9 protein-coding genes and 1 pseudogene are annotated in these 11,585 nt (G+C 72.8%); 8 read left to right on the top strand and 2 right to left on the bottom strand.

The features are described from left to right. A pseudogene (locus tag ACFV5N_RS17110) lies at positions 1-520 on the top strand (RNA polymerase subunit sigma-24); the annotation flags it as partial. Positions 521-600: 80 nt separating this feature from the next. Beyond that, on the top strand, positions 601-1,050 hold the full coding sequence (locus tag ACFV5N_RS17105; RefSeq protein WP_385600068.1) for a carboxymuconolactone decarboxylase family protein: 450 nt from the start codon (positions 601-603) through the stop codon (positions 1,048-1,050). A gap of 165 nt (positions 1,051-1,215) precedes the next feature. Here ACFV5N_RS17105 and ACFV5N_RS17100 read toward each other — a convergent pair whose 3' ends face one another. After that, entirely contained in the window at positions 1,216-2,202 is a 987-nt protein-coding gene (locus tag ACFV5N_RS17100; protein WP_385600065.1) for a DUF368 domain-containing protein, read from the bottom strand. A gap of 241 nt (positions 2,203-2,443) precedes the next feature. On the opposite strand from ACFV5N_RS17100, the gene ACFV5N_RS17095 reads away from it, so the two are divergent. Beyond that, the gene (locus tag ACFV5N_RS17095) at positions 2,444-4,120 is read left to right on the top strand and encodes a threonine/serine exporter ThrE family protein (protein WP_385600074.1); all 1,677 of its coding nucleotides are present in this window, start codon (positions 2,444-2,446) and stop codon (positions 4,118-4,120) included. Between the two features lie 28 nt (positions 4,121-4,148). Here the strand turns inward: ACFV5N_RS17095 and ACFV5N_RS17090 are convergent, their stop codons facing one another. Continuing rightward, positions 4,149-4,643: an inorganic diphosphatase gene (locus tag ACFV5N_RS17090; RefSeq protein WP_385600062.1), complete on the bottom strand. Its 495-nt coding sequence runs from the start codon at positions 4,641-4,643 to the stop codon at positions 4,149-4,151. 91 nt (positions 4,644-4,734) lie between these two features. On the opposite strand from ACFV5N_RS17090, the gene dacB reads away from it, so the two are divergent. The 5 genes from dacB (at position 4,735) to ftsH (ending at position 11,530) form a co-directional block, all read left to right on the top strand. Beyond that, the gene (gene dacB, locus ACFV5N_RS17085; RefSeq protein ID WP_385600059.1) at positions 4,735-6,183 is read left to right on the top strand and encodes a D-alanyl-D-alanine carboxypeptidase/D-alanyl-D-alanine-endopeptidase; all 1,449 of its coding nucleotides are present in this window, start codon (positions 4,735-4,737) and stop codon (positions 6,181-6,183) included. A 153-nt stretch (positions 6,184-6,336) separates the two neighbouring features. Continuing rightward, positions 6,337-7,455, top strand: a complete 1,119-nt coding sequence (locus ACFV5N_RS17080; RefSeq protein WP_385600056.1) for a zinc-dependent metalloprotease — start codon at positions 6,337-6,339, stop codon at positions 7,453-7,455. A 188-nt stretch (positions 7,456-7,643) separates the two neighbouring features. After that, the gene (gene tilS, locus ACFV5N_RS17075) at positions 7,644-8,717 is read left to right on the top strand and encodes a tRNA lysidine(34) synthetase TilS (protein ID WP_385600053.1); all 1,074 of its coding nucleotides are present in this window, start codon (positions 7,644-7,646) and stop codon (positions 8,715-8,717) included. 42 nt (positions 8,718-8,759) lie between these two features. Beyond that, on the top strand, positions 8,760-9,299 hold the full coding sequence (gene hpt / locus ACFV5N_RS17070) for a hypoxanthine phosphoribosyltransferase (protein WP_037756813.1): 540 nt from the start codon (positions 8,760-8,762) through the stop codon (positions 9,297-9,299). Positions 9,300-9,508: 209 nt separating this feature from the next. Then, positions 9,509-11,530, top strand: coding sequence for an ATP-dependent zinc metalloprotease FtsH (gene ftsH / locus ACFV5N_RS17065; protein ID WP_385600071.1), 2,022 nt, complete (start codon positions 9,509-9,511; stop codon positions 11,528-11,530). The last annotated feature ends 55 nt before the right edge of the window (positions 11,531-11,585 follow it).

The following is an 11,585-nucleotide window of genomic DNA, read 5'->3' as shown; positions in this document are numbered from 1 at the left end:
GGCCCTGGTCCTGCACGACGCCTTCGGGCTCGCCTTCGCCGAGATCGCCCCCGTCCTGGGCGGCACCCCGGCCGCCGCCCGGCAGCACGCCTCCCGCGCCCGGCGCCGGATCGCCGCCGCCCGCGAGCGGCAGGTCACGGCCGACCGCGCCGGACACGCCCGCGTCGTGGCCGCGTTCCGGTCCGCCTGCGAGAACGGGGACCTGCCCGCCCTCGTACGGCTGCTGCACCCCGACGCCGTCTACCTCACCGACGGCGGCGGCCAGGTGCACGCCGCCCGCAAACCCATCACCGGCGGCGCCCGGATCGCCGAGGTGCTGCTGCGTGTCGCGCGCCGCCGGTTCGGCGGCGAAACGCGCGCCCTGCGCCCCATCGAGGCGGGCGGCGAACCCGCCCTGCTCGTTGTCCACGCCGGGCGTCCCCTCTGCGTGGACACCCTGAGCGTCGAGGACGGCCGCATCACCGTCCTGCACCGGCTCCTCAACCCGGACAAGCTCCGCCACCTGCCGCCCGGACTGTGACCGCCGTCACCGTCACATCCGCGGGACCCGCCCCGTCTCCCTGCCGACAGCACCACCCAGCAGCGAGGGAGTACCGGTCCATGACCCGTCTGAACATCGCCGAAGCCGCCCCGGCGTCCTACCAAGCGCTCATCCGCAGCCAGCGCGCGGTGCACGACAGCCCGCTCGACAACGCGCTCTGCGAACTCGTCAAGATCCGTGTCTCGCAGCTCAACGGCTGCCTGTTCTGCATCGACATGCACACCACCCAGGCCCGCCGGGACGGCGAGAGCGAGCAGCGGCTGCACCACCTGGCCGCCTGGCACGAGTCGCCCCTGTACGACGAGCGTGAGCGTGCCGCGCTGGCCTACGCCGAGGCCGTCACCCGCTGCGAGCACGTCGGGGACGCCCAGTGGGCCGATCTGCGCGCCCGCTTCCCCGCCGAGGAGGAACTGGGCCACCTGGTGCTCCAGGTGGCCCTGATCAACGCCCTCAACCGGCTCGCCGTCCCGCTGCGGACGGAACCGCTGCTCGGGTCTCCCACGGCGTGAGCCGACCGTCCGGGCGGTGACCGGACGCACGGGGGCAGCGGTCAGGAGCCGCCCGCCCGGACCGGTCGCCGCCCACCCGGCGCACGCCGGAGCGCCCCCGTGCACGCAAAAGGCGGCGGCCCCGCCCCCTCGGGGGCAGGACCGCCACCACGGTCCGCTCCGTCGTCACACCCGCGCGTGCCGGCGCCGCCCCCGCTGCGCGGGCGGCGGGGTGTCGTCGTCACCGTCCCGCCCGGCCGCCGCGGCAGCGGCCTGCTCCTTGCGGTGGCCGATCACCAGCACCGTCGCCACCACCACGAAGCCCGCGAGCGCCAGCGCCAGGGTCAGCGGCACCCCCTCGGTGGGCGCGTACAGCGAGGTGTCGTGCTCGTCCTCGCCCTGCCAGGGCCACAGGGCGCGCAGCGCGCCCGCCATCACCCCGGTCAGGATCACCAGCGTCACCCGGTGGAAGTTCTCCAGCAGCCAGCGCAGCACCTTGACGATGAGCGCCAGGCCGACGAGCAGGCCCGCCAGGAAGACCCCGAGGTAGCCGAAGTCGCGCTCGTTCAGCGCCTCGATCGTCGGCTCGTACATGCCGAGCGCCAGCAGCAGGAACGATCCGGAGAGCCCGGGCAGGATCAGCGCGGAGACCGCGATCGCCCCGGAGAAGAACACCACGAGCATGTTGTCGGCCGACGCCGTCGCCGACAGCGAGGTCAGCCAGAAGGCCGCGCCGGCGCCCAGCAGGGCCAGCGGCCACTCGCGCAGCCCCCAGCGCCGCCCCGAACCGCTGAACGGCACCCACAGCGAGGCCAGCACCAGGCCGAAGAACACGGCGTACGCGTACTGCTTGTGGTCGGTCACCAGCGGCGCCAGCAGCCGGCTGCTCAGCAGCAGGCCCACCACCATGCCGATCATCAGCGGCACGATCATCCGCCAGTCGGCCTTCCGGAACTCCTCGCCCGCGCGGCGCAGCCCCTGCCCGCGCGGCACATCCGCGATGGCCAGGCGTATTGCGCTCGTCACATGGCTCGCTCCCGCGATCAGCCGTTCGTAGACGCCGACGATCAGCGCGACGGTGCCGCCGCTGATCCCCGGCAGTGCCTCCGACGCCCCGACCAGGGATCCTTTGAAGGCATCGGTCACACGGCTGCTGCTGGCTTGCTTCGCCATGAGTCTCCACTCTCGGTCTACGCCGGGCACGGCGGTACGGCGCCCTGGGGCGCTGCGAGGCGTTGCGGTGAGGAACATCCTATGCTTCGCATCGTGGGTCCCTCAGTGGGGCCAACCCCCGTAATCGGGCTGTGGACATCTGGAGGCGAGGAGAGCAGCGGACGTGGCCGGCGAGCACAAACGATTCGGCGAGGGCGACGACGGCGACGAGGACCGCCGGAGCCTGACCACCCCGCAGCTGATGCCGGTCCTCCGCTCCGAGGGCCACCCGCACCCCCAGCCGCTCCCGGAGCCCGACGAGCACCCCACCTCCGAGTTCGCCCTCCCCGAAGGGCTGGCCCGGCCACCGGCGCCCGAGCCGGAGGAGGAAGAGGCCTCCGGGTTCGCGGTCCCCGAAGGACTCACCACCACCGCGCCGGCCGAGGAGCGCAGCGAGTTCCGGGCGCCCGGCGGCGCCACCCCGCCGAACGGCACCGCCCAGCTGCCCGTCACCCTGCGCCGCGCCGCGCCCGGCATCCTGTGGCAGGACCGGATGCGCTCCCTCATGCGCGCCGCCCCCACCATCGAGCGCATCACCCCCGAACTGCCCCCGCGCTCGGAGGAGGAAGGCGAGGAACAGCCGGCCGTCCCCCGGGTCCTCGACCTGACTCTGCGCATCGGCGAACTGCTGCTCGCGGGCGGCGAGGGCGCCGAGGACGTGGAGACCGCCATGTTCGCGGTGGCCCACGCCTACGGCCTGGACCGCTGCGACGCCACCGTCACCTTCACGCTGATCTCCATCAGCTACCAGCCGTCCCTGGTGGATCCGCCGTTCACGCTCAGCCGGACGGTGCGCCGCCGGGGCACCGACTACACGCGGCTCGCGGCTGTCTTCCGGCTCGTGGACGACATCTCCTCCGGCGCCGTGACCATGGAGGAGGCGTACGGCCGGCTGGCCACCATCCGCCGCAACCGGCACCCGTACACCAAGTGGCAGCTGACCTTCGCCAGCGGCCTGCTGGCGGGCGCCGCCTCCACCCTGGTCGGCGGCAACTGGCGGGTGTTCGTGCTGGCCATGATCGGCGCGATGCTCGGCGACCGGCTGGCGTGGCTGGCGTCCGGGCGCGGGCTGCCGGAGTTCTACCAGTTCGTGGCCGCCGCCATGGCCCCGGCGCTGATGGGCGTGGGCTGGGCGGCCGGGCACAACAACGCCGCGGGGAAGATCGAGGCCGCCGCCGTCATCACCGGCGGGCTGTTCGCGCTGATCCCCGGGCGGGCGCTGGTGGCCGGCGTGCAGGACGGGCTGACGGGCTACTACCTGACCGCCTCGGCCCGGCTGCTCGAAGTGATCTATCTGATCGTCGGCATCGTGGTCGGGGTGCTGGCGGTGCTCTATCTCGGCGAGGTGTCCGGGGTGAGCCTCCAGCCCGAGGTGGTGGTCCGGCACAGCCGGCCCGTCATCCAGCTGTGCGCCGCGCTGCTGCTGTCGCTGACGTTCTGCGTGCTGCTCCAGCAGGAACGCGGCACCGTGCTGGCGGCCACCCTCAACGGCGGTATCGCCTGGCTGATCTACGGGTCGATGCGGGACACCGCCGGGCTGTCCCCGTTCGCGGCGACGGCGGTGGCGGCGGGCCTGGTGGGCCTCTTCGGGCAGCTCCAGTCCCGGTACCGCTTCACCTCCTCGCTGCCGTTCGTCACGGCCGCGATCGGCCCGCTGCTCCCCGGCAGCGCCACCTATCTGGGGCTGCTCGGCTTCGCGCAGGGGCAGGTGGACACCGGCCTCCAGAACCTGCTGCTGGCGGTGTCGCTGGCGCTGGCGATCGCCATCGGAGTGAATCTGGGCAGCGAAATGGCCCGGCTCTTCATCAAGACGCCGGGCCAGACCACTCCGCTGACCCCGCTGGGCAGGCGGGGGGCCAAACGGACCAGGGGCTTCTAACCCCCCGGGTGGTGCTTCAGGGCACCGTTCAGTGCTCGCCGCCGGACTCGGCGAGGCGCTTGAACGAGCGCTCGATCTCGGCCTCGGCCTCGACCCGGCCCACCCAGTTGGCGCCCTCGACGGACTTGCCGGGCTCCAGGTCCTTGTACACCTCGAAGAAGTGCTGGATCTCCAGGCGGTCGAACTCGCTGACGTGGTGGATGTCCCGCAGGTGCTCCATCCGGGGGTCGCCCGCCGGGACGCACAGCAGCTTGTCGTCGCCGCCCGCCTCGTCGGTCATCCGGAACATGCCGATGGCGCGGCACTGGATCAGGCAGCCGGGGAACGTCGGCTCGTCCAGCAGCACCAGGGCGTCCAGCGGGTCACCGTCCTCGCCGAGGGTGCCCTCGACGAAGCCGTAGTCGGCCGGGTAGACGGTGGAGGTGAACAGGTGCCGGTCCAGGCGGATGCGGCCGGACTTGTGGTCCACCTCGTACTTGTTCCGAGAACCCTTCGGAATCTCGATGGTGACGTCGAACTCCACGGGGGGCTCCTTAAGCGATCTGTGCTGTCGGCAGGGGTTAAGTTTCCCTCACGCAGGAGTGTGCTCGCGAAAGGGGCTGGTCGCTGTGCCGGTGCGGTGGTCACAAGCGGTGCGGGTGGTGCTGGGAGCGCCGACCCGGCGGCTGGTCACGGCCGCCGCGGCGGCGGGACTCGCCGCCGCGGCGCTGACCGTCGCCCTGTCCGGTCCGTGGGACTCCGGGCAGCGCACGGCCGAGCGGCACGCCGCCGCCGGGATCGCCGCCGAACGCGAGGTCGCCGACCTGGAGAAGATCGTCGCCGGGCTGCCGTCCGCGCCGCCCGTCCTGGAGCCGCTGGGGGAGCGGGTGTCGGGTTCCGCCGCCTCCGCGGGCTCGGCCGGGGTCACCGACCTCGCCGCGGCCCTCGCCCCGCTGGGCGACGCGGCGCTGGGCAGCGGCGGCGCCGCCGTCTCCGTGGTGGACATCGCTGACGGCACCGTGCTGTACGCCTCCGGCCAGGACGCCGCCCGCACCCCGGCCTCCACCGTCAAGCTGGTCACCTCGGTGGCCGCACTGCGCGCGCTCGGCCCCGACCACCGGCTGTCCACCACGGTCGGCTGGGACGAGGCGGCCCGGCGCGTGGTGCTCGTCGGCGGCGGCGACCCGACCGTGCTGGCCGCCGACTACGCCGCCCTGGCCGAGGAGACGGCCGCGGAGCTGACGGACCGTGGCGTCACCGAGGTGCGCGTCGGCTACGACGTCTCGCTGTGGGACGGCGGCGAGGACCTGCACCCCATCGGCGTCAACGACAACATCGCGCCGCTGACCCCGCTCCAGGTCAACGAGGGCCGCCTGGACGACTCCACGCACGGCCCCACGCTGCGCTCCGCCGACCCGGCCACGGACGCGGTGCGCACCTTCACGGACGCGCTGCGGGCCGCCGGCGTCACGGTCACCGGCGAGCCGGAGCGGGCCGGCGGCCAGGACACCGAACGGCTCGCCCGGCACCGCTCGGCGCCGATGTCGGTGCTGGTCGAGCGGATGCTGACGTACAGCGACAACGACCTCGCCGAGGCGCTGGGGCGCGCGGTCGCGCTCAAGGCGGGACAGCCGGTGACGTTCGCCGGTGTCGGCCGGGCGATCGGCGACGAACTCGCCGGGCTGGGGCTGCCCGTGGACGGGGTGCGGCTCGCGGACGCCAGCGGCCTGGACCGCTCGGGGCAGCTGACCGCCCAGCTGCTCACCGGGGTGCTGACCGCCGCCGCCGACCCGGCCCTCCCGGAGCTGCGGCCCGCGCTGACCGGCATGCCGGTGGCCGGATTCACCGGCACGCTGACCGGCCGCTACGGGGCCGGTACCGACGGGGCGGCGGACGGCGCGGGCGTGGTCCGGGCCAAGACCGGCACCCTGACCGGGGTGAACACCCTGGCCGGCACGGCCGTCACCTCCGAAGGCCGGGTGCTGGCGTTCGCCTTCCTGGCAGCCGACACCACGGACGCCGACGCCGCCCAGACCGCCCTGGACCGGGCGGCGACCGCGCTGGCCACCTGTTCCTGCGGCTGACACCGCCCCCGCACCCGCTCGCCGCCCCCGCCCGTCGCCCGGACGGCCCAGCGCCGGGCGCGCCGCCGGAGCGGCGGCACGCGGCCCCGGCGGCCGGGTGCGGGGGCGGGCGGCGGCTACCGGTCGCGGGAGCGGCGCCGTACCGTGGGGCGCATGACGAGTTTCGGCGGTACGGATCTGGTCGACTGGAATCTCGCGGTGTCCACGGCGACCCGGATGACCCGGCCGGGTCCCGAGGTCGGCCGCGACGAGCCGCGCCCCCACGACGCGGCGCTGCGCCGGCACGCCGAGGCCGCGCGCGAGCACGTGCACGGCTTCACCGTCCACTACAAAAGGGCCGGTGACACCCCCGTCCTGGTCGTGGACCGGCCCGGCTGGATCCGCGCCAACGTGGCCGGCTTCCGGGAACTGCTGGGCCCGGTGATGGCCCGCATGCGCGAGCGCCGCTCCGGCGTCCCCGGCGGCGCGGCGCTCACCGCGGTCGGCTCCAAGGTCACCGGCGTCGAGGTCGGGATGCTGATGTCCTTCCTGTCCTCCCGGGTGCTCGGCCAGTACGAGACGTTCGCCCCCGCCTCCGCCGGGCTGCCCGCCCGCCCCGGCGGCGGCCGGCTGCTGCTGGTGGCCCCCAACGTCGTCCAGGTCGAGCGGGAACTCGACGTCAACCCGCACGACTTCCGGCTGTGGGTGTGTCTGCACGAGGAGACCCACCGCACCCAGTTCACCGCGGTGCCCTGGCTGCGCGACCATCTGGAGGGCGAGATCCAGGGGTTCCTCAAGGAGTCCGACGTGGACCCCGGCACCCTGGCCGAACGCTTCCGGCAGGCGGCGCAGGCCGTCACCGGCAAGAGCCCGGAGGGCGGCGAGGACGCGGGCGGGCGCGGTCTGGTGGATCTGGTGCAGACCCCGGCGCAGCGGGAGATCCTGGACCGGCTCACCGCCGTGATGTCCCTGCTGGAGGGGCACGCCGACTACGTCATGGACGGGGTCGGCCCGGCCACCGTCCCCTCGGTCGCCGAGATCCGCGAGAAGTTCACCCGCCGCCGGGCCACCGGCGCCGGGCGCCTGGACCGGGCGCTGCGCAAGGTGCTGGGCATGGACGCCAAGCTGCGGCAGTACCAGGAGGGCGAGCGGTTCGTCCGCACGGTGGTGGAGGAGGCCGGTATGAACGGTTTCAACAAGGTGTGGACGTCGCCGAACACCCTGCCCACCAAGGACGAGATCGCCGACCCCCGGGCGTGGGTGGCCCGGGTCCGGCCGGCGGCGACGGGGTGAGGGAAGCCCGGACGGCAGGCATACGCACCGATATCACTCGTACGAGGGACCGTCGGGCGATAGTTGGCGTGCGATGCTCGGGTACCAGGGCTCCTCTGTCACCATTTACGCACCCAGCGTGACATTGCTCCCCGAGCCCCCACCTCCCTCAGCTCCCTTGAGCGTCCCCAGGAAGAAGTGATGCGGACATGGGTCCCCACCCCGCGGTCGCGGCGATACGTCTGGCAGTCCGCCGTGTGCTCCACGATCTGCTGCGCGAAACCCCGCTCCCCCCGCACCTCCCGCTCTCCCCGGCCGCCCCGGCAGGACCGCCCGCCCCGGTCGTCCTGGTCGCCGCCTCCGGCGGCGCCGACTCCATGGCCCTCGCCTCCGCGCTCGCCTTCGAGGCCCCCAGGGCCGGCCTGCGGGCCGGCGCCGTCACCGTCGACCACGGGCTCCAGGACGGCTCCGCCGCCCGCGCCGCCGAGGTCGCCGAACGCCTCACCGCCCTGGGCCTGGCCCCCGTCGACATCGCCACCGTGACCGTCGGCCGCGACGGCGGCCTGGAGGCCGCCGCCCGCTCCGCCCGCTACCGGGCCCTCGACGCCGCCGCCGACCAGCACCGGGCCGCCGCCGTCCTCCTCGGCCACACCCGCGACGACCAGGCCGAGACCGTCCTGCTCGGCCTCGCCCGCGGCTCCGGGGTCCGCTCGCTGTCCGGGATGGCCGCCGTCTCCGGCGGCACCGCGGGCCACACCGGCCGCTACCGCCGCCCCTTCCTCGGCGTCGACCGCCAGACCACCCGCAAGGCCTGTCTGGTGCAGTCCCTGCCGGTGTGGGACGACCCGCACAACTGCGACCCCTCCTACACCCGTTCCCGGGTGCGCCACGAGGCGCTGCCCGTGCTGGAGAAGGCGCTGGGCCGCGGGGTCGTGGACGCGCTGGCGCGGACCGCCTCCCTCGCCCGGGACGACGCCGACGCGCTCGACGAGTGGGCCGCCCGCGCCACGGTGGCCGCCACCGCCGAGGACGGCTCCCTGGAGATCGCCGCGCTGGCCGCCCTGCCCCCCGCCGTCCGCCGCCGCGTGCTGCGCGGGGCGGCCGTGGCGGCGGGCGCCCCGGCGGGCTCGCTGTTCGCCCGGCACATCGCCGAGACCGACCGGCTGGTCACCGACTGGCACGGCCAGCGGCCCCTCAACCTGCCCGGCCGGGTGGAAGCCGCGAGGCAGGGTGGCAGACTGGTCCTCCGGCAGGCGGACCGAGGAGACCGGGCGGACCGCTAGAGCGGCAAGCGGCAGAGAGTGACGCGGGTGCACGAGAAGGACATGGGCGCGGACCTGGAGTCGGTGCTCATCACCAAGGAAGAGATCGACGCGAAGCTGGCCGACCTGGCCGCGAAGATCGACACGGAGTACGCGGGCAAGGATCTGCTCCTGGTGGGGGTGCTCAAGGGAGCGGTGATGGTCATGGCCGACCTCGCCCGGGCCCTGTCCTCCCCCGTCACGATGGACTGGATGGCGGTGTCCTCCTACGGGGCGGGCACCCAGTCCTCCGGGGTGGTGCGGATCCTCAAGGACCTGGACGTCGACATCAAGGGCCGGCACGTCCTGATCGTCGAGGACATCATCGACTCCGGGCTGACCCTGTCCTGGCTGCTGTCGAACCTCGGCTCGCGGGAGCCGGCCTCGCTGAAGGTGGTCACGCTGCTGCGCAAGCCCGACGCGGCGAAGGTCGACATAGAGGTCGAGTGGGTCGGCTTCGACATCCCCAATGAATTCGTGGTGGGATACGGCCTGGACTACGCGGAGAAGTACCGGAACCTTCCCTTCGTCGGTACGCTCGCGCCGCACGTCTATCAGGGCTGAACCGCCCGCGCGGAACGCTTCGCGGTCGCCCCGCGTTGCGTGATTATGGACAAGCGGCCACATCCCACGGTCCCCGGCGCCGCCGGAGGGCCGCTTTGGGGTACGGTCGCGGATGAAGCAGGACGTAGGACACGCCGCGCACAGCGGATCCCAGCCGGGGGCTGTGCCTCTACATGGCAGGAGGGACGGGGCCGCACCGCCCCGTGTGAATAGACGTGAAGCGCTATTTCCGTGGGCCAGTGATGTGGATCGTACTGGCCGTCCTTGCCGTGGTGCTGCTGATGCAGGTGTTCACCTCGTCCGAGGGCTACAAGAAGGTGGACACCAGCAAGGTCGTCCAGGCGATCGCCCAGAATCATGTCCAGTCCGCCGAGCTGACCACCGGCGACGAGCAGAACATCAAGATCGAGCTGAAGTCCGGCCAGGAGATCGAGGGCACGACCAAGGTCCAGGCCAGCTACATCGACGGTCAGGGCGAGAATCTGGCCGGCACGCTCCAGGACAAGGTCGCCTCCGGTGATCTGGAGGGCGGCTACACCGTCTCGCCCAAGTCGCAGAACCCGTTCGTCGGGATGCTGCTGACCATCCTGCCGCTCCTGCTCATCATCGTCGTCTTCCTGTTCCTGATGAACCAGATGCAGGGCGGCGGCTCCCGGGTGATGAACTTCGGCAAGTCCAAGGCCAAGCTCATCAGCAAGGACACCCCGAAGACGACCTTCGCGGACGTGGCCGGCTCGGACGAGGCCGTCGAGGAACTGCACGAGATCAAGGAGTTCCTGCAGGAGCCCGGCAAGTTCCAGGCCGTCGGCGCCAAGATCCCCAAGGGCGTGCTGCTGTACGGCCCGCCCGGCACCGGCAAGACCCTGCTGGCGCGCGCGGTGGCCGGCGAGGCCGGGGTGCCGTTCTACTCCATCTCCGGCTCCGACTTCGTCGAGATGTTCGTAGGTGTCGGCGCCTCCCGGGTCCGTGACCTGTTCGAGCAGGCCAAGGCCAACGCGCCGGCCATCGTCTTCGTCGACGAGATCGACGCGGTCGGCCGGCACCGCGGCGCCGGCATGGGCGGCGGCCACGACGAGCGCGAGCAGACCCTCAACCAGCTGCTGGTCGAGATGGACGGCTTCGACGTCAAGGGCGGCGTCATCCTCATCGCCGCCACCAACCGCCCCGACATCCTGGACCCGGCGCTGCTGCGGCCCGGCCGCTTCGACCGGCAGATCGCCGTGGACCGCCCCGACATGCAGGGCCGTCTGGAGATCCTGAAGGTCCACCAGAAGGGCAAGCCGGTCGCCCCGGACGTCGATCTGGGCGCGGTCGCCCGGCGTACCCCCGGCTTCACGGGTGCCGACCTGAACAACGTCCTCAACGAGGCGGCGCTGCTGGCCGCCCGCGGCAACGCCAAGCTGATCGACAACAAGTTCCTCGACGAGGCCATCGACCGCGTCGTGGCCGGTCCGCAGAAGCGCACCCGCATCATGAGCGACAAGGAGAAGATGATCACCGCGTACCACGAGGGCGGACACGCCCTGGTCGCGGCGGCCTCTCCGAACAGCGACCCGGTGCACAAGGTGACGATCCTCTCCCGCGGCCGGGCGCTCGGCTACACCATGGTGCTGCCCGAGGAGGACAAGTACTCCACGACGCGCAACGAGATGCTGGACCGCCTCGCCTACATGATGGGCGGGCGCGCGGCCGAGGAGCTGGTCTTCCACGACCCGACCACCGGCGCGGGCGACGACATCGAGAAGGCCACCGGCACGGCCCGGGCGATGGTCACCCAGTACGGGATGACCGAACGGCTCGGCGCGATCAAGTTCGGCTCCGACCAGTCCGAGCCCTTCCTGGGCAAGGAGATGTCCCACCAGCGCGACTACTCGGAAGAGGTCGCCGGGCTGGTGGACGAGGAGGTCAAGAAGCTGATCGAGACCGCGCACAACGAGGCGTGGGAGATCCTGGTCGAGAACCGGGACGTCCTCGACAACCTCGTCCTGGAGCTGCTGGAGAAGGAGACGCTCAACAAGGAGGAGCTGGCGGAGATCTTCCGCCCGGTCGTCAAGCGCCCGGCCCGCCCGGCGTGGACCGGCTCCGCCCGGCGCACCCCCTCCACCCGGCCCCCGGTCTCCGTCCCGGTGAAGAACGTCCAGCTGGCCAACGGCAGTGGTGAGAACGGCCCGACCACCTCGCTGGAGAAGATCATCGGCACCGAGACGGGAGACCGTCCCACCGCCGAGTGACCCTGGTCACCACGGAATACCGGCCGCGCCCCCCACGCTTTAGGCTTGGGGGGCG

This window comes from Streptomyces sp. NPDC059853, from assembly GCF_042731495.1.
In the GTDB taxonomy this organism is placed as follows: Bacteria; Actinomycetota; Actinomycetes; order Streptomycetales; family Streptomycetaceae; genus Streptomyces.
The sequence above is the reverse complement of the archived record's forward strand: the minus strand, read 5'-3'. Positions and strand labels throughout refer to the sequence as shown.